Consider the following 17,747-nt stretch of genomic DNA (forward strand, 5'->3'; position numbering starts at 1 on the left):
CGTGCCCGCCACCGAGCCCGTCGAGCGGGCCCGTGTCGCCGTCCTGCTGTCCGGCACCGGCTCCCTCTGCGCCGCGCTGCTCGCCGCGGCCGACGACCCCGCCTACCCGGCGACCGTCGTCGTCGTGGGCGCCGACCGGGAGGCCGCGGGCCTGGAGCACGCCCGCCGGCGCGGGATCCCGACGTTCGTCCGCCCGCTGGGCGACCACCCCGACCGCGCGGCCTGGGACCGCGCCTTGGCCGACGAGCTGGCCGCGCACGCCCCGGATCTCGTGGTGTCGGCCGGGTTCATGAAGCTGGTCGGCCCGGCGGTGCTGGACGCCTTCGGCGGCCGGCTGATCAACACCCACCCCGCGCTGCTGCCGGCCTTCCCCGGCGCGCACGCCGTGCGCGACGCGCTGGCCGCCGGCGCCACGGTGACCGGCGCGACCGTCCACCTCGTCGACGCGGGGCTCGACACCGGTCCCGTCCTCGCCCAGCGGGAGGTGGCCGTCCGGCCGGACGACGACGAGGACCGGCTGCACGAACGCATCAAGGAAGTGGAGCGCGAGCTCCTGGTGGAGACGGTGGCGCAGCTGGTCACCGCCGAGCTGACGAGGAAGAGCGACCGATGAGCGACCGCACCCCGATCCGCCGCGCCCTGCTGGGCGTCTACGACAAGACCGGTGTGGAGGAGCTGGCCGCCGGCCTGGCCGCCGCCGGGGTGGAGCTGGTCAGCACCGGCGCGACCGCCCGCCGGATCGCGGAGGCGGGCATCCCCGTCACGCCGGTCGAGCAGGTCACCGGCTTCCCCGAGTGCCTCGACGGGCGGGTGAAGACGCTCCACCCGGCGGTGCACGCGGGCATCCTGGCCGACCGCCGCAAGCCCGAGCACGTGGCGCAGCTGGAGGACCTGGGCATCGCGCCCTTCGACCTCGTGGTCGTGAACCTCTACCCGTTCACCGAGACCGTCGCCTCCGGGGCCAGCCGCGACGAGTGCGTCGAGCAGATCGACATCGGCGGTCCCGCGATGGTCCGGGCGGCGGCGAAGAACCACCCGTCGGTCGCCGTCGTGGTCGACCCCGCCCGCTACGCCGACGTCCTGGCCGCTGTCGGGGCCGGCGGCTTCACGCTGGCCGAGCGGCAGAAGCTGGCGGCGGCCGCGTTCCGGCACACGGCCTCGTACGACATCGCCGTCGCGTCGTGGCTGGGCAACGTCGTCGCGCCGGACGACGACAGCGGCTTCCCGGCGTGGGTCGGGGCGAGCTGGGAGCGGGCCGACGTCCTCCGCTACGGGGAGAACCCGCACCAGGGCGCCGCGCTCTACCGCGGCTGGCAGCCTGGGCTGGCGCACGCCGAGCAGTTGCACGGCAAGCAGATGTCCTACAACAACTACATCGACACCGACGCCGCCTGGCGGGCCGCGCACGATCACGACGACCCCTGCGTCGCGATCATCAAGCACGCCAACCCGTGCGGGATCGCCGTCGGCACCGACATCGCCTCGGCCCACCGCAAGGCCCACGCCTGCGACCCGGTCTCGGCCTTCGGCGGCGTGATCGCCGCCAACCGGGAGATCGACCTGACCATGGCCGAGCAGGTCGCGGAGGTGTTCACCGAGGTGGTGGTCGCGCCGTCGTTCACCGACGACGCGGTGCGCGTGCTGGCCGGCAAGAAGAACATCCGGCTGCTGCGGCTGCCGCACCTGCCCGAGGCCGGCGCCGAGATGCGGCCCATCGGCGGGGGCCTGCTGCTGCAGGTGAAGGACCGGCTCGACGCCCCCGGCGACGACCCCACGACCTGGACGCTGGCGACCGGCGAGCCGCTCGACGCCGCCGGCCTCGACGACCTCGTGTTCGCCTGGCGCTCGGTGCGCGCGGTCAAGAGCAACGCGATCCTGCTCGCCCACGACCGCGCCACGGTCGGGGTCGGCATGGGGCAGGTCAACCGGGTGGACGCCGCCCGGCTCGCGGTGTCCCGCGCGGGGGAGCGGGTCGTGGGCTCGGTGGCCGCGTCGGACGCGTTCTTCCCGTTCGCCGACGGGCTGCAGGTGCTGCTGGAGGCCGGTGTCCGCGCCGTCGTCCAGCCGGGTGGGTCGGTGCGCGACGAGGAGGTCGTCGCCGCGGCGGCCGCCGCCGGGGTGCCGCTGTACCTGACCGGCACCCGCCACTTCGCCCACTGATGCGCCACTCGTCCCGGCCGCACGTCTCGCCGCCGGAGGCCGGGGCCGAGGTCGAGGGGGAGGACTTCGCCCGCGTCGACTGGTGGGGCGCCGAGCTGGAGGGCGTCACCTTCACCCGCTGCCGGTTCGACGACGCAGGGCTCGAGGAGCTGGTCACCCGGCGGTGCGTCTTCGACCAGTGCGTCCTCACCGGGGTCCGCATGGGCGGCTCCCGGCACCTGGGGTCGGCGTTCCTGTCCTGCCGGTTCGACCGCGCGCGGCTCATCGACGTCACCTGGGACGGCTGCAAGCTGACCGGCTCGCAGTTCCCGGGCGCCCACCTGCGGCCGATGACGGCGACCGAGTGCGACTGGAGCTACGTCTCGCTGCGCGGCGCCGACCTCGCCGAGCTCGACCTCTCGCACCAGCGCTTCCGAGACGCCGACCTCACCGACGCCGACCTGCGGGGCACCGACCTGCGCAACGCCGACCTGGACCGGGTGCGGCTGCAGGGCGCGAAGCTCCGCGGGGCGAACCTCTCGGGCGCGTCGACGGACGAGGTGAACTGGCGGGCGTTCGAGCTCACCGGCGTCCGGCTCGACCTGGCGCAGGCCGTGCAGTTCGCCCGCGCGCACGGCGCCGTCGTCGGCAGCTAGCGCGCAACCTTGGGGCGGGTGAGCAGCGCCTTGATGCTGCCCACCAGACCCAGGACGGCGACCGCGATGCCGCACCAGAAACCGGGGCCGAAGAAGCCGAGGTCCCAGTCCGCGTCCTGGAGCGGCACGAGCACGGCGGCGATCACCGCGCCGGTGACCAGCAGGCCCAGCAGCCCGAGGAAGCGGTGGCTGCGCATCGGCAGCCACATGAGGATGCCGAGGACGAAGAGGACGCCGCCGCCCAGGACGATCGCCAGCGGCTGCCACAACCCGGTGTCGAAGATGTTCCCCAGGTCGTCGAACCCGCCCCGGACCAGGCTCCAGCCCGACACGTCCACGTCGTCGAGCCAGTCCAGCAGGAGGCTGACCGCCGCCGCGATGCCGGCGAGGATCAGCAGCAGGCCGCCGAGGCTCTCCGGCCCGCGGATCGCGACCGGCCTGGCCGAGTAGTCCGGGGTCGTGGTGCCGCTGCCGGCGCCCTCGGACGGCGGGTAGGCGGAGGCTCCGGTGGGCTGCACGGGCTCGCGCTCGGTCATCGGCGGTACCTCCGGCGGGCGGCAGGAGCGGGCGGGCAGGCCGAGAGTAGGACCGCGCCGTCGTCCGTGGGGGCTTCCGGCAGACTGTGCGACGTGCCCGCGACGATCCTGGACGGCAAGGCGACGGCGGCGGCGATCCGCGCGGAGCTCACCGAGCGGGTGGCGGCCCTGGCCGCGGCCGGCCACCGGCCCGGGCTGGGCACGCTGCTCGTCGGCGACGACCCGGGCAGCCGCTGGTACGTGAACGCGAAGCACTCCGACTGCGCGCAGGTCGGCATCGCCAGCATCCAGCGCGAGCTGCCCGCGACGGCCACCGAGGCCGACGTCCTGGCCGTCGTCGAGGAGCTCAACGCCGACCCGCGGTGCACCGGGTACATCGTGCAGCTGCCCCTGCCCGCCGGGATCGAGGAGAGCCGGGTCCTCGAGGCGATGGACCCGGGCAAGGACGCCGACGGCCTGCACCCGGTGAACCTCGGCCGGCTGGTCCTCAACGTGCCAGGGCCGCTCCCGTGCACGCCGGTCGGCATCGTCGAGCTGCTCCGCCGGTACGACGTCCCGATCGCCGGCGCGGAGGTCGTCGTCGTCGGCCGCGGGATCACCGTCGGCCGGCCGCTGGGGCTGCTGCTCACCCGGCGCTCGGAGAACGCCACCGTGACCCTGTGCCACACCGGCACGCGCGACGTGGCCGCGCACGTCCGGTCGGCCGACGTGGTGGTCGCCGCGGCCGGCGTCCCGGGGCTGATCAGCGCGGACATGGTCAAGCCGGGGGCCGCCGTCCTCGACGTGGGCGTGAGCCGGGTCGACGGGAAGATCGCCGGCGACGTCGCCCTCGACGTCCTCGACGTGGCCGGTTTCGTGGCGCCGAACCCGGGCGGGGTCGGGCCGATGACCCGGGCGATGCTGCTGCAGAACGTCGTCCTCGCCGCCGAGCAGGCCGCGGCGCTCGAGGCCCTGTCCGCCTGAGCATGACGCGTCCGCCGCTCTACGTCCGCCGGCCCTTCCTGGCCGGGCTGCTGCGCCAGCTGCCGCTGCTCGCGGTTCTCGTGACGGTGGGCGTGGGGCTGCTGGTCGTGACGTTCGGCCACTGGCGCCGGGGCCTGGTCGTCATCGGTGTGACGCTGGTGGTCGCCGCCCTGCTCCGGCTGCTGCTGCCGGTGCGGCGGGTGGGCTTCCTCGCCGTCCGCAGCCGGCCCGTCGACGTCGTCCTCATGGCGGGGGCCGGGACGGCCCTCACGGTGATCGCGCTGATGATCCCGTCGGTGTAGCCGTCCTCGCGCCCCGCCCGCGCGGGGGAGCGCGCACGGCGATAGGTTCCTGGCCATGGCAGAGAAGTCCAGGAACGGCAAGGTCACCGTCGTCGGTGCCGGTTTCTACGGCTCCACCACTGCACTGCGTCTCGCGGAGTACGACATCTTCGAGACCGTCGTCCTCACCGACATCGTCGAGGGCAAGCCCGAGGGCATCGCGCTCGACATGAACCAGTCGCGGCCCATCGAGGGCTTCGAGACCAAGGTCGTCGGCGTCGGCGGGGGCTCCTACGAGGGCACCGAGGGCTCCGACGTCGTCGTCATCACCGCGGGCCTCCCGCGCAAGCCCGGCATGAGCCGGATGGACCTCATCGAGACCAACGCGAAGATCGTGCGCCAGGTCGCCGAGAACATCGCGCGGACCTCGCCCGACGCCGTGGTCATCGTCGTCTCGAACCCGCTCGACGAGATGACGGCGCTCGCGCAGCTGGCCACCCAGTTCCCGAAGAACCGGGTCATGGGGCAGGCCGGCATGCTCGACACGGCGCGCTTCAGCAACAACGTCGCCGAGGAGCTCGGCGTCCCGGTGTCCTCGGTGCGGACCCTGACGCTCGGGTCGCACGGCGACACCATGGTCCCGGTGCCCTCCCGCTGCACCGTCGACGGCAAGCCGCTGTCCGACGTGCTCGCGCAGGACCGCATCGACCACCTCGTCGACCGGACCCGCAACGGTGGCGCCGAGGTCGTGGCGCTGCTCAAGACGGGGTCGGCGTACTACGCGCCCTCGGCCGCCGCGGCCCGCATGGCCCGCGCAGTCATGGAGGACTCCGGCGCCGTGATGCCGGTGTGCGCCTGGGTCGACGGCGAGTACGGGATCAACGGCGTCTACCTGGGCGTCGAGGCCGAGATCGGGCGAGAAGGAGTGCGGAAGGTCGTCGAGGGCGACCTGTCCGACAGCGAGCTGGCCGGGCTGCGTGAAGCGGCCGAGGCCGTGCGCGCCAAGCAGGCCGACGTGGCCGACCTCTGAGCGCATCGCTCAGAGCTGCAGAGAGGGACGTGCAAGTGGCAAAGATCAAGGTCGAGGGCACCGTCGTCGAGCTCGACGGCGACGAGATGACCCGGATCATCTGGCAGTTCATCAAGGACCAGCTGATCCTCCCGTACCTCGACGTCAACCTCGAGTACTACGACCTCGGCATCGAGAAGCGCGACGAGACCGACGACCAGATCACCATCGACTCGGCGAACGCGATCAAGAAGCACGGCGTCGGCGTCAAGTGCGCCACCATCACGCCGGACGAGGCCCGCGTCGAGGAGTTCGGCCTCAAGAAGATGTGGCGCTCCCCGAACGGGACGATCCGCAACATCCTCGGCGGCGTCATCTTCCGCGAGCCGATCATCATGCAGAACGTGCCGCGGCTCGTCCCCGGCTGGACCAAGCCGATCGTCGTCGGCCGTCACGCCTTCGGCGACCAGTACCGCGCCACCGACTTCAAGTTCCCCGGCGAGGGCACGCTGACCATCAGCTTCCAGCCGGCCGACGGCTCCGCGCCGATCGAGCACGAGGTCTTCCAGTCGCCCGGCGGCGGCGTCGCGATGGCGATGTACAACCTCGACGACTCGATCCGCGACTTCGCCCGGGCCTCGATGAACTACGGCCTGCAGCGCAACTACCCGGTCTACCTGTCGACCAAGAACACGATCCTCAAGGCCTACGACGGCCGGTTCAAGGACCTGTTCCAGGAGGTCTTCGAGACCGAGTTCAAGGACAAGTTCGAGACCGCCGGCATCACCTACGAGCACCGGCTCATCGACGACATGGTGGCGGCGTCCCTCAAGTGGGAGGGCGGCTACGTCTGGGCGTGCAAGAACTACGACGGCGACGTCCAGTCCGACACCGTGGCGCAGGGCTTCGGCTCGCTCGGCCTGATGACCTCGGTGCTCATGTCGCCGGACGGCCGCACCGTCGAGGCCGAGGCCGCGCACGGGACGGTCACCCGGCACTACCGGCAGCACCAGCAGGGCAAGGAGACGTCGACCAACCCGATCGCGTCCATCTTCGCCTGGACCCGGGGCCTCGCCCACCGCGGCAAGCTGGACGGCACGCCGGAGGTCACCCGGTTCGCCGAGACGCTGGAGCGGGTCTGCATCGAGACCGTCGAGAGCGGCCAGATGACCAAGGACCTGGCGCTGCTGATCTCCAAGGACCAGCCGTGGCTGAACACCCAGGACTTCCTGGCGGCCATCGACACCAACCTCCAGAAGGCCATGGCCTGAGGTAGGCGCTGACGCGACGCGGCCCCCTCACCTCCGGGTGAGGGGGCCGCAATGCGTCCCGGGACCGGTCTCGCTTCAGGGGCCCTACTCCGGGGAAGTAGGCCTCTGGCGGCCCGATCACGGCCCTACTTCCCCGAAGTAGGGCGTGACTCCGCGCGGGCGCCCTGTGGACGACGGGATCGGCGGGCCGCTCGTGCCGGGATGCTCCGGCCCGTGCCCCCTCCTCGTCGGCCCTCCGCTCTCCGCGGACGCGTCTTCCGTTCCCGCGACGTCCTCGACTCGGGACTGCTCACCCGAGACGCCCTGCGCAGCTCGGCGTGGCGGCGCCTCTACCGGGGGGTGTACGCGGACGCGGATCTCCCCGAGTCGCACGGTCTGCGGATCGCCGGCGCTCGGTTGCTGATCCCGGGCCCGGCGGTGTTCAGCGGCAGGACGGCCGCCTACCTGCACGGGGCCGCAGCGCTCGTCGAGCCACGGACGCCGGTCGAGGTCTCCGTGCCCGCCGGTGTGCGCTTCGGCCCGGTGGCAGGGATCCGGGTCCGTCAGGTTGACCTGCCGGACGACGACGTGACCACGATCGGACGCAACCGGTGCACGCGAGCGCTGCGCACGGCACTCGACATCGCCCGGTGCGAGCCGCTCACGGAGGCCGTCGTCGCGGTGGACGTGCTCCTGGCCGGCGCCATCGTCGGCAGGAGCGAGCTGGCGGAGGCCGCCGCAGCCGGACACGGGAGCAGCCGAGGCCTGCGGCGCATGCGGGAGGCGGTCGCGCTCGCCGACGGTCGGGCGGAGTCGCAGCCGGAGTCACGGCTGAGGGTGCTGCTGGCACTGGCCGGCGTCCCAGCGGTCCCTCAGCACACGGTGCGGGATGCTTCAGGTGAGTTCATCGCCCGGGTCGACCTCGCCTACCCCGACCGGCGGATCGCCATCGAGTACGACGGCGCGTGGCACGGAGAGCCGGGCCAGCTCTCGCGGGACCGCCGTCGCCACAACCGCCTCGTCGCCGCCGGGTGGACCGTCGTGTACGTGACTGCCGCCGACATGCACGATCCCGAGGCGCTCGTCGCCCGCATCGTGGCGGTGCTGAAGGGCCCTACTTCCTTGAAGTAGGGCCCTGTCCAGGGCGCTGGAGCCCTACTTCGGGGAAGTGGGGCTCCAGGGCGTGGAGCGGTTAGCGGATCAGCCGAAGAGCTGGGTCCACCAGGGGCCGCCGCTGCCCTCGGCGACGCCGACGCCGAGCCGGGTCAGGCCGCAGTTGAGGATGTTCGCGCGGTGGCCGGGGCTGTTCATCCACGAGTCCATGACCTCGGCCGCGGACCGCTGGCCCCAGGCGATGTTCTCGGCCCGCGCCGTCAGCCCTGCGCGCTCGGCCCGGTCGAACGGGTCGAGGCCGTCCAGGTTCACGTGGTCGAAGAAGCCGCGGTCGCGCATGTCCGCGCTGTGCGCACGGGCCACGTTCGCCAGCCCCGCGTCGGCGGAGAGGGCGCCGCACCCGGCGGCGGCCCGCTCGGCGTTCACCAGCGCGAGCACCTCGCCCTCGGTGGTGCCGTCCGACGGCGCCGGAGCGGCCGCCGGGGCGGGCGCGGGCGCGGGCGCCGGCTTCGGGGCGGGCGCCGGCTCCGGCTCGGGCTCGGGGGTCGGGGCGGGCTCCGGGACGACGGGCGCGGCCGTCGTCGGGTCGGGCACCACCGGTGCCGTGCCCACGGGGGCCGAGGCGGTGGCGGAGGGCTCGGGGGTCGCCTCGTCGGTCGCCGAGGACCGCGCCGACGGGACGGCGCGGGTCTCACCCGTCGCGGAGGAGTAGCTCGCCGCGGAGGTGAGCCCGGCGAAGGTCTCCGACGACAGCCGGCCGCCGTCCTGCCCCAGGACGACGGGGGAATCGGCGTCCGGGGTGGCCATCACCGGCATCGCGAGCACCAGCGCGGTCACCACGGTGCTCAGGCAGACGCTCAGCGCGAGGCGTCCGCCCCGGTGGCTGACGGCGCGGCGGATGGCCGAGACCCAGGAGGGGCCGGCGGGGGAGTGGTGCACGTCTGGAACCTCACGGAGTTGCTTGATCACGTTTCGTTACCCGACCGAGACTAACGGTGCGCACCGCGTCACCGGTAGTGCCCGAGGGATTCGTCACGTCCGAAGCGCTCCCGCACCCCGCCGAGGGAGCCCGGCGGTGCCGACCGCGACCGGGTGGGCCCGGAGCAGGCACCATGGGGGCGCCCCACCCCTTCCCGACCCCCCGAGGAGTACGCCGCCGGTGAGCGACGTCTGGCTCAACATCGTCATGGTCGTCGTCTTCGTCCTGATCGGCGGGGCCTTCTCCGGCGCCGAGATCGCGCTGGTCTCCCTGCGCGAGTCGCAGGTCCGGGCGCTGGCGGAGACCGGCCGCCGCGGGCAGTCGGTGCAGAAGCTGCTCAGCGACCCCAACCAGTTCCTGGCCGCCGTCCAGGTCGGCGTCACCTTCGCCGGGTTCTTCTCCGCGGCGTTCGGCGCGAGCACGCTGTCCGAGCCATTCGCCGGGTGGCTGCAGGACCGGGGGGTCTCCGAGGGCGTCTCCGGCACCCTCGCCCTGGTGCTCGTCACCATCGCCATCAGCTACCTGTCGCTGGTCGTCGGCGAGCTGACGCCCAAGCGGCTGGCACTCCAGCGGGCCGAGGGCTTCTCGCTGCTCGTGGCGGCGCCGCTCAACGCCCTGGCCAAGCTGTCGCGGCCCATCATCTGGCTGCTCTCGAAGTCGACCAACGTCCTCGTCCGGCTCCTCGGCGGCGACCCGAAGCAGAGCGGCGAGGCGATCAGCCAGGAGGAGCTGCGCGACCTGGTGGCCGCGCACGAGTCCCTGAGCAGCGACGAGCGCCGGCTCATCGACGAGGTCTTCCGCGCCGGCGAGCGCGAGGTCCGCGAGGTGATGACGCCGCGTACCGAGGTCGGCTTCCTGGACGCCGGCATGACGGCCAGCCGCGCGGCCAAGCAGGTCGCGGACTCCAACTGGTCCCGGTTCCCGGTGGCCGGCCGCGACGAGGACGACGTCGTCGGCTTCGTGCACGTACGCGACCTGTTCCTGCCCAACCACCCCGCGGGCCGCGCAGCGACCGTCGGGGACCTCGTCCGCGAGGTGAAGCGCCTCCCGGGCACCGCCGGCGTCCTCACCGCCCTCAGCGAGATGCGGCGCGAGAACCAGCACCTGGCCATCGTCGTCGACGAGTACGGCGGCACCGACGGCATCGTCACCCTCGAGGACCTCATCGAGGAGGTCATCGGGGAGATCTACGACGAGTACGACGAGGAGGCCGCCCCCGAGGACCGGCAGCCCGACGGCGGCCCGCGGGAGGTGGACGGCCTGCTCAACCTCGACGACTTCACCGAGGCGACCGGCCTGCAGCTGCCCGACGGGCCGTACGAGACCGTCGCCGGCTACGTCCTCGCCGAGCTCGGCCGGCTGCCCGAGGTGGGCGACGCGGTGGAGGTCGAGGGCCGCAGCCTGTCGGTCGTCGAGCTCGACGGACGGCGGATCGCCCGCATCCTGGTCGGTCCGCCGCCGGCCCCGGCCGACGACGAGGCGGCGACGGAGGAGTCGGCGGGCGCCTAGCGGGTCTGCGCCACGTCCCAGGCGTCGCGGACGATGCCGGCCAGGTCGGTGTGCTTCGGCGCCCAGCCGAGCTCGGACCGGATGAGGTCGCTGGAGGCGACCAGCTGGGCCGGGTCGCCCGCCCGCCGGTCGCCGACGACGACGGGCACCGGGTGGCCGGTGACCTCGCGGACCGCGTCGACCACCTGCTGCACCGAGAAGCCGGTGCCGTTGCCCAGGTTGTAGATCCGGTGCTCGCCCTCGGCCGGCGAGGGCAGCGCGAGCAGGTGGGCGTCGGCGAGGTCCTCGACGTGCACGTAGTCGCGGATGCAGGTGCCGTCGGGCGTCGGGTAGTCCTCGCCGTAGACGGTGAGCGCCTCGCGCTTCCCGGCCGCCACCTCCAGCGCGATGGGGATGAGGTGGGTCTCCGTGGCGTGCCGCTCGCCCAGGCCGTAGGCGGCGCCGGCCACGTTGAAGTAGCGCAGGCTGACCGCGGCGAAGCCGTGCGCCACGGCGTACGAGGTCAGCATGTGGTCGACGGCGAGCTTCGAGGCCCCGTAGGTGTTGGTCGGCCGCGTCGGGGCGTCCTCGCGGATCGGCACGGACTCGGGCTCGCCGTAGGTCGCGGCCGTGGACGAGAACACGATCCGGCGGCAGTCGACCGCGCGCATCGCCTCCAGCAGCGCCAGCGAGCCGCCCACGTTGGTGTCCCAGTACTCGTGCGGGCGCTGCTGCGAGACGCCGACGAGCGACTTGGCCGCGAAGTGCAGCACTGCCTCGGGGCGGACGTCGGCCAGGACCGGCGCCGAGTCGTGCAGGGAGACCGCGGCCAGCGTGGCCCCCGAGGGGACCGCGTCGGCATGTCCGGTCGACAGGTCGTCGAGGACCGTGACCTCATGGCCGTCGGCCAGCAGGGCGGCCGTCACTACGCTGCCGATGTAGCCGGCTCCACCGGCGACGAGTACGCGCATGGCGGTCACCCTAGGAGGCCCGCCGGGGAGAGGTGGTCCAGCAGTGGTCGAGCCGCGTCCGGTCGTGCAGGGGCTGCCCGCCTACAAGCCGGGGCGCAACCCCGCGGACCTGGCTCGCGAGATCGGCGTCGAGCGCGCCGTGAAGCTGGCCAGCAACGAGGTCGCGTTCCCCCCGCTGCCCGCGGTGGTGCAGGCGATCGCCGCCGTGGCGGGGGAGACGAACCGGTACCCGGACAACGGCGCCGTCGTCCTCACACAGGCCCTCGCCGAGCGCTACGGCGTCGACCCCACGCAGGTGGCGACCGGCTGCGGCGCCGTGACCCTCTGCCAGGAGCTGGCGCAGGCCTACAACGACCCGGGGACGAGCATCGCCTTCGCCTGGCGCTCGTTCGAGATGTACCCGCTGCTCGCCCGGGTCGCCGGCGCCCGTGCGATCCAGGTGCCGCTGGTCCCCGGCCGCCCGGGCGGCCCGGCGGACACCCACGACCTCGACGGTCTGCTCGCCGCGATCGACGACAGCACCCGCATGGTCTTCGTCTGCAACCCGAACAACCCGACCGGGACGGCGGTCCGCCGGGCCGAGCTCGAGCGGTTCCTGGACGCCGTCCCCGCGAGCACCCTCGTCGTCCTCGACGAGGCGTACCGCGAGTTCGTCACCGACCCCGAGGTCCCCGACGGCATCGAGCTGATGCGCGGGCGGCCGAACGTCGCCGTCCTCCGGACGTTCTCGAAGGCGTGGGGCCTCGCGGGGCTGCGCGTCGGCTACCTGGTCGCCGAGGACCCCGCCGTGGCCGAGGCGGTGCGCAAGACCCACGTGCCCTTCAGCGTCTCGATGGTCGCGCAGGCGGCGGCCGTGGCGGCGCTGTCGAGCGAGGACGAGGTGCGGGCGCGGTGCGCCGCCGTCACCACGGAGCGCGAGCGGCTCACCGGTGCCCTGCGCGAGCGCGGGTTCGACGTCTCCGACAGCCAGGCCAACTTCGTCTGGCTGGCCCTGGGGGAGGAGACGGCCGGGCTCGCCGCCGCCCTGGAGGCCCGGGCCGTCATCACCAGGCCGTTCGCCGGCGAGGGCCTGCGCGTGACGGTCGGCAGTCCGGAGGAGGACGACGTCTTCCTGGCCGCGCTCGACGAGGTCAGGGCCGCGAGCGCCCTCTCCTGAGGTCGCCGGAACGGGGGAGGCCGGAACGCGCGGCCCGCTCGGCTGGTTTGATGGCCGACGTGCCTCTTCCCCGTGTGCTCTCGGGCATCCAGCCGACGGCGGGTTCGTTCCACCTCGGCAACTACCTCGGTGCACTGCGTCAGTGGGTCGCGCTGCAGGACTCGGCGGAAGCCTTCTACTGCGTCGTCGACCTGCACGCGATCACCCTTCCCCAGGACCCCGCCGAGCTCCGCCGCAACACCCTGACCTCGGCCGCGCAGCTCCTGGCGCTCGGTGTCGACCCCGACCGCAGCACGCTGTTCGTGCAGAGCCACGTCCCCGAGCACGTGCAGCTGTCGTGGGTGCTCGAGTGCCTCACCGGCTTCGGCGAGGCCAGCCGGATGACCCAGTTCAAGGACAAGAGCCAGCGGGAGGGCACCGCCGGCGCCTCGGTCGGGCTGTTCACCTACCCGGTCCTGCAGGCCGCCGACATCCTCGTCTACCAGGCCGACCAGGTGCCGGTGGGCGAGGACCAGCGCCAGCACCTCGAGCTCACCCGCGACCTCGCGACCCGGTTCAACAGCCGGTACGGGCCCACGCTGACGGTCCCGGTCGCCCAGATCCCGCCGGGTGCGGCGAAGATCCTCGACCTGCAGTCGCCGGACAAGAAGATGAGCAAGAGCCTCCCGCCGGCCGGCTGCGTCTTCCTGCTCGACGAGCCGAACGTGACGGCGAAGAAGATCCGCTCCGCCGTCACGGACACCGGCCGCGAGGTGCTCGCGGACGCCGAGAACAAGCCCGGCGTGACCAACCTGCTGACGATCCACAGCGCGCTGTCGGGCAGGACCGTGGCGGAGCTGGAGGAGCACTTCGCCGGCCGCGGCTACGGGGACCTGAAGAAGGAGCTGGCCGAGGTCGTCACCGACTTCGTCACCCCGATCCGGACGCGTACCCAGGAGCTGCTCGACGACCCGGCCGAGCTGGAGCGCATCCTCGCCGCCGGCGCCGCCCGGGCGCGCGAGGTCGCCGGGGCCACGGTCGCGGGGGTCTACGACCGCACCGGCTTCCTCCCGCCGGCGGGAGCGCGGCGATGAACGACGACACCTTCGTCCCGCGCGGCAGCGCACGGGCGGAGAACGCGGTGCTCGGCATCGTCGTCCCCATCCCGGAGCCGTGGGCCCAGCTGCTCGTGGACTGGCGCGCCAAAGTCGGCGACCCGCAGGCCAGCCTCGTGCCGCCGCACGTCACGCTGCTGCCGCCGACCGAGGTCCCCGTCTCCGACCGGACGACGATCAGCGCCCACCTGGCCGAGGTGGCGCGGTGCCACCCGCCCTTCGACATGCACCTGTCCGGGACGGGCACCTTCCGCCCGGTCTCCGACGTCGTCTTCGTCGCCGTGGCGCGGGGGATCGGCAACTGCGAGCTGCTCTCCAACGACGTGCGCCGCGGGCCGCTCGCCCGGTCGCTGTCGTTCCCGTACCACCCGCACGTGACCGTGGCCCACGACGTCCCGGAGGACATGCTCGAGCTGGCCTACACCGGGCTGGCCGACCTCTCCGCCGAGTTCCGGGTCACCGCGTTCACCGAGTTCGAGCAGACGCCGACGGGCGCCTGGGCCGTCGCCAGGGAGTACGCCCTCACCGGGCCCGAGCACTGACGAGGCCGCAGACTCGGGCGGTGAGTTCTCCCGCGGAGCAGCGCGCCGGCCGCGAGCCCTGGTGGAACCGGGTGTACGCGTGGGTCGAGGACCGCATCGCCGCCCTGCGCCGGCGCTACTACTGGTTCGACCACCTGGCCCGCGCGGGCGGCCGCTACCAGCGGGTGCAGGGCGACCTCATGGCGGCCGGCGTCACCTACTTCGTGTTCCTCGGCCTGTTCCCCGTTCTCCTGCTCGTCGCGTCGGTCATGGGGCTGGTGCTGTCGGGCAACGAGTTGCTCCAGGCCGAGCTGTTCGCCGCGATCCGCGACGCGTTCCCCGGCACCGTCGGGCGCCAGCTGGTCCGGCAGCTCCGGGGAGCCATCGACGGCGCCGGCGTCATCGGCCTGATCGCCCTCGCCGGGTTCCTCTACGCCGGGCTGCGCGCGATGGACAAGCTCCGGGTCGGGATGGAGCGCATCTGGAAGGGGCACGTCGACGAGCCCGAGTTCCTCCGCGACAACCTCCAGGACCTGCTCGCGCTGGTCGCTCTCGGCGCCGTGGGCCTGGCCAGCCTCGGCCTGACGGGCGGGGTCACGCAGGCCACCTCCTGGGTGCTCGACCTCCTCGGTCTCGCCGACGAGCCGGGCTACGGCGTCCTCACTTGGGTCCTCGGCATCGCCCTCGCCGTGGCCGCCGACGTCGTCGTCTTCCTGTGGCTGCTCCGGGTCGTGCCCTCGGTCAACCACCCCTTGCGGCTGCTCCTGCCCGGAGCGCTGTTCGGCGCCGCCGGCGTCGAGGGGCTGAAGCTGATCGGCGGCTACTACCTGTCGCTGATCTCCGACAGCGTGACCGCCTCGGCGTTCGGCGGGGCGGTGGGCCTGCTGGTGTGGATCAACCTGGTGGCCCGCTTCGCGTTCTTCACCGCCGCGTGGACGTCGACCCTCCGGCGGATCGAGACGCGGAACCCTCGCCGGGAGGAGGCTCCGGTCCCCGTCTGAGGACCGGGACGACGCGCACGGCCCGCCGACGTCCGACGAGGGTCGCCGTCACGATCGCCAGCGCGCCCGCGCCCAGGGCCAGCGGCACCCACAGCGCGGCACCCTCGGCGTCCGGGGGATCGGCCTGCACGAGCGGCGCCGGGCGGGCCGTCCGCCGCGCGGCGGTCGTCGTCGCCGGGAGCGGCGCGAGCTCGCCGGAGGCGACCAGGGTCCCGACCTCCTCGGCACCGGCAGGGACGGCGAAGCCCCAGTCGAGCAGCAGCGCCGCCTGGTCCGCGGCCCGCAGCGGCACGTTCTCGGTGTCCATGACGCTGACCACCAGGCGCCGCCCGCCGCGCTCCGCGGCGGTGACGAACGTGTGCCGGGCGGCGTCGGTGAAGCCGGTCTTACCGCCGAGGTTCCCCGGGGTGCCGGCCAGCGGGTTCTGGTTCTGGATCTGGTAGCCCGGCGACCGGCCCTCGACCGGCGGGATGTCGGCGGTCGGGGTGGTGAGCACCGCTGCCGTCGCCGGATCGTTGATCAGCGCCCGGAAGATCAGCGCGAGGTCGTATGGCGACGACGACTGGCCGGCGACGTCGAGCCCGGACGGCGTCCCGGCGACGGTGTCGTAGGCGCCGATGTCCACGGCCGTCTCGTTCATGGCCGCCACGGTGACGTCCACCCCGCCGGCCGCGCGGGCGAGCGCGTTGGCCGCGTCGTTGCCCGACTGGAGGATCAGGCCCTGGAACAGCAGGGAGACCGGGTAGCGCCCGCCCCGCACGAGGCCGACCCGGCTGCCCTCGATGTTCTCGTCCTCCACGGTGCCCTCGACGACCGCGGCCGGGTCGAGCAGGGGGGCCAGGGTCAGCAGGGTCAGCGTCTTGAGCGTGCTCGCCGGGTAGTAGCGGCCGTGCGGGTCGCGGGCGGCCAGGACGTCGCCGGTGCCCGCGTCGGCCACCAGCCAGCCGTTGGCGGCCAGGCCGGCGGGGAGCGGAGGTGCGCCGTCGGCGACCACCAGCCCGCGGGTGTCGAGGTCCTCGCCCCCGACGGTGCGGCCGTCGGGCGCCGAGCCCTGGGGCGGCCCGCCGGCGTACGGCGCGGTGGGCGTCGGGGCGCCGGGATCGACCGTCGGCCGTGCGTCGTCGGCCGCCGCGGGACCGGCCCCGGGCAGGGCGACCAGGGCCGCGACCAGCGCGGCGACCGGCCACCGCGCCCCCCGCAGGCGTCGCTCCATGGACGGCACCGTAGGCGCTCGTCGCCCGCGAGGTGACACGGCCCACCCCTGCCCGGTGGTTCGCAACGATCGCATCTCAGTCCTGGTCGGGGTGGTGGTGTCCGTGCCCGGCGCAGTTAGCGTTCCTCAGTCCTAAGCGATCGAGTCCGGCCGGCCGGCCGGGGCCGATGGATCCCTGACCCCACCGGGACGCGCACCGACGAACACGTGCGTCCCTCCAGAGAGGAGATCGTCTTGCGCCGAGCGCGGATGACGAAGGCCGCGGCACTGCTGCTGGCCGGCAGCCTGGCCCTCGCGGCCTGTGCCAGCGACGAGGACGGGGGCGGCACCGCCTCCGAGAACAGCGGCGGCGGTAGCGAGGACCTCAAGATCGGCGTCGCCTACGACACCGGTGGCCGTGGCGACCGCTCGTTCAACGACTCGGCCATCGCCGGCGTCGAGGCCGCGATCGAGGAGCACGGTGGCGAAGTCCGCGACCTGTCCCCGAACTCCGACGCCTCGAACCGCGTCGAGCTGCTCACCCAGCTCGCCGACGAGGGCTACAACCCGGTCATCGCCGTCGGCTTCGCCTACGGCGACGTGATCGGCGACGTGGTGGAGCAGTACCCGGACACCACCTTCGCGATCATCGACTCCTCGGTCGAGGAGATCGGGGCCGACAACCTCGTCGGCCTGCTGTTCGCCGAGGAGCAGGGCTCCTTCCTCGCCGGTGTCGCCGCCGCGCTGAAGACCGAGGCCGACAGCATCGGCTTCGTGGGTGGTGTCGAGACGCCGCTGATCCAGAAGTTCGAGGCGGGCTACGTCGCCGGCGCCCAGGCCGTGAACCCGGACATCCAGGTCGCCGTCCAGTACATCTCCCCGGCGGGTGACTTCTCCGGCTTCAACGACCCGGCCCGCGGCCAGATCGTGGCGCAGGGCATGTTCGACGGCGGGGCCGACATCGTCTACCACGCCGCCGGTGGCTCGGGTCTGGGCGTCTTCCAGGCCGCTGCCGCCTCGAGCGGTCGCGCGATCGGCGTCGACTCCGACCAGTACAACACCGTCGACGACCCGGCCCTGCAGGCCGTGATCATGACCTCGATGCTCAAGCGCGTCGACAACGCCGTCCAGGGCTTCATCGACAGCTTCGTCGAGGGCAACGTCGAGGGCGGCACGGACATCGTCAACGACCTCGAGACCGAGGGCGTCGGCCTGTCCACCACCGGTGGGTTCATCGACGACATCCAGGGCGACATCGACGAGTACCGCCAGCAGATCATCGACGGTGAGATCGAGGTCCCCACGACCCCGTGACACCCGGCGCGGGGCCCCGCCCGCGGGGGCCCGCCCCCCGTTCTCCCCCCCCCGCCGGGCCCGGCGCCCCCCGCCCACCCGGGC

18 protein-coding genes are annotated in these 17,747 nt (G+C 73.4%); 14 read left to right on the forward strand and 4 right to left on the reverse strand.

Annotation, left to right across the window (positions count from 1 at the left end; all coding sequences use genetic code 11):
- The first annotated feature begins 1 nt into the window (after position 1).
- From purN to ACI78T_RS02500, 3 genes are read left to right on the forward strand one after another with little or no spacing between them, the layout of a single operon-like run.
- Positions 2-613 (forward strand): phosphoribosylglycinamide formyltransferase, encoded by a 612-nt coding sequence (gene purN / locus ACI78T_RS02490; protein WP_456556487.1) that lies wholly within the window; start codon positions 2-4, stop codon positions 611-613.
- Positions 610-2,160 carry a bifunctional phosphoribosylaminoimidazolecarboxamide formyltransferase/IMP cyclohydrolase gene (gene purH, locus ACI78T_RS02495; RefSeq protein WP_456556488.1) on the forward strand — a complete coding sequence of 517 codons (1,551 nt, stop codon included), beginning with the start codon at positions 610-612 and terminating at the stop codon, positions 2,158-2,160. Before purN ends, purH begins: the two co-directional genes overlap by 4 nt.
- The gene (locus ACI78T_RS02500) at positions 2,160-2,795 is read left to right on the forward strand and encodes a pentapeptide repeat-containing protein (protein ID WP_456556489.1); all 636 of its coding nucleotides are present in this window, start codon (positions 2,160-2,162) and stop codon (positions 2,793-2,795) included. Before purH ends, ACI78T_RS02500 begins: the two co-directional genes overlap by 1 nt.
- On the opposite strand, the gene ACI78T_RS02505 is transcribed toward ACI78T_RS02500, so the two are convergent.
- Positions 2,792-3,331: a hypothetical protein gene (locus ACI78T_RS02505; RefSeq protein ID WP_456556490.1), complete on the reverse strand. Its 540-nt coding sequence runs from the start codon at positions 3,329-3,331 to the stop codon at positions 2,792-2,794. The two genes, ACI78T_RS02500 and ACI78T_RS02505, sit on opposite strands and share 4 nt — an antisense overlap.
- A gap of 93 nt (positions 3,332-3,424) precedes the next feature.
- Between ACI78T_RS02505 and ACI78T_RS02510 the strand changes: the two genes are divergently transcribed.
- The 5 genes from ACI78T_RS02510 to ACI78T_RS02530 all read left to right on the forward strand — a co-directional run bounded on the left by ACI78T_RS02510 (position 3,425) and on the right by ACI78T_RS02530 (position 7,965).
- On the forward strand, positions 3,425-4,294 hold the full coding sequence (locus ACI78T_RS02510) for a bifunctional methylenetetrahydrofolate dehydrogenase/methenyltetrahydrofolate cyclohydrolase (protein ID WP_456556491.1): 870 nt from the start codon (positions 3,425-3,427) through the stop codon (positions 4,292-4,294).
- Between the two features lie 2 nt (positions 4,295-4,296).
- Positions 4,297-4,596, forward strand: coding sequence for a DUF3017 domain-containing protein (locus ACI78T_RS02515; protein WP_456556492.1), 300 nt, complete (start codon positions 4,297-4,299; stop codon positions 4,594-4,596).
- A 55-nt stretch (positions 4,597-4,651) separates the two neighbouring features.
- Complete coding sequence (mdh, locus tag ACI78T_RS02520; protein ID WP_456556493.1) at positions 4,652-5,605, forward strand: malate dehydrogenase; 954 nt, start codon at positions 4,652-4,654, stop codon at positions 5,603-5,605.
- A 35-nt stretch (positions 5,606-5,640) separates the two neighbouring features.
- On the forward strand, positions 5,641-6,855 hold the full coding sequence (locus ACI78T_RS02525) for an NADP-dependent isocitrate dehydrogenase (RefSeq protein WP_456556494.1): 1,215 nt from the start codon (positions 5,641-5,643) through the stop codon (positions 6,853-6,855).
- Positions 6,856-7,068: 213 nt separating this feature from the next.
- A complete protein-coding gene (locus tag ACI78T_RS02530) occupies positions 7,069-7,965 on the forward strand; it encodes a DUF559 domain-containing protein (protein ID WP_456556495.1) in 897 nt (298 codons plus the stop codon).
- A 69-nt stretch (positions 7,966-8,034) separates the two neighbouring features.
- On the opposite strand, the gene ACI78T_RS02535 is transcribed toward ACI78T_RS02530, so the two are convergent.
- Positions 8,035-8,886, reverse strand: a complete 852-nt coding sequence (locus ACI78T_RS02535; protein WP_456556496.1) for a CAP domain-containing protein — start codon at positions 8,884-8,886, stop codon at positions 8,035-8,037.
- 220 nt (positions 8,887-9,106) lie between these two features.
- On the opposite strand from ACI78T_RS02535, the gene ACI78T_RS02540 reads away from it, so the two are divergent.
- Positions 9,107-10,435, forward strand: coding sequence for a hemolysin family protein (locus ACI78T_RS02540; protein WP_456556497.1), 1,329 nt, complete (start codon positions 9,107-9,109; stop codon positions 10,433-10,435).
- On the opposite strand, the gene galE is transcribed toward ACI78T_RS02540, so the two are convergent.
- Positions 10,432-11,385: a UDP-glucose 4-epimerase GalE gene (galE, locus tag ACI78T_RS02545; protein ID WP_456556498.1), complete on the reverse strand. Its 954-nt coding sequence runs from the start codon at positions 11,383-11,385 to the stop codon at positions 10,432-10,434. The two genes, ACI78T_RS02540 and galE, sit on opposite strands and share 4 nt — an antisense overlap.
- A 43-nt stretch (positions 11,386-11,428) precedes the next feature.
- Here galE and hisC point away from each other — a divergent pair, with 43 nt between their 5' ends.
- From hisC to ACI78T_RS02565, 4 genes are read left to right on the forward strand one after another with little or no spacing between them, the layout of a single operon-like run.
- On the forward strand, positions 11,429-12,541 hold the full coding sequence (gene hisC, locus ACI78T_RS02550; protein ID WP_456556499.1) for a histidinol-phosphate transaminase: 1,113 nt from the start codon (positions 11,429-11,431) through the stop codon (positions 12,539-12,541).
- Positions 12,542-12,591: 50 nt separating this feature from the next.
- Positions 12,592-13,614 (forward strand): tryptophan--tRNA ligase, encoded by a 1,023-nt coding sequence (gene trpS, locus ACI78T_RS02555; RefSeq protein WP_456556500.1) that lies wholly within the window; start codon positions 12,592-12,594, stop codon positions 13,612-13,614.
- Entirely contained in the window at positions 13,611-14,177 is a 567-nt protein-coding gene (locus ACI78T_RS02560) for a 2'-5' RNA ligase family protein (protein WP_456556501.1), read from the forward strand. Before trpS ends, ACI78T_RS02560 begins: the two co-directional genes overlap by 4 nt.
- Positions 14,178-14,197: 20 nt before the next feature.
- Positions 14,198-15,157: a YihY/virulence factor BrkB family protein gene (locus tag ACI78T_RS02565; protein ID WP_456556502.1), complete on the forward strand. Its 960-nt coding sequence runs from the start codon at positions 14,198-14,200 to the stop codon at positions 15,155-15,157.
- Here ACI78T_RS02565 and ACI78T_RS02570 read toward each other — a convergent pair.
- The gene (locus tag ACI78T_RS02570; protein WP_456556503.1) at positions 15,078-16,370 is read right to left on the reverse strand and encodes a D-alanyl-D-alanine carboxypeptidase family protein; all 1,293 of its coding nucleotides are present in this window, start codon (positions 16,368-16,370) and stop codon (positions 15,078-15,080) included. The two genes, ACI78T_RS02565 and ACI78T_RS02570, sit on opposite strands and share 80 nt — an antisense overlap.
- Positions 16,371-16,604: 234 nt before the next feature.
- Here ACI78T_RS02570 and ACI78T_RS02575 point away from each other — a divergent pair, with 234 nt between their 5' ends.
- Entirely contained in the window at positions 16,605-17,663 is a 1,059-nt protein-coding gene (locus ACI78T_RS02575) for a BMP family lipoprotein (RefSeq protein ID WP_456556504.1), read from the forward strand.
- Positions 17,664-17,747 lie beyond the last annotated feature (84 nt).

The organism is Blastococcus sp. SYSU D00922 (assembly GCF_054050495.1).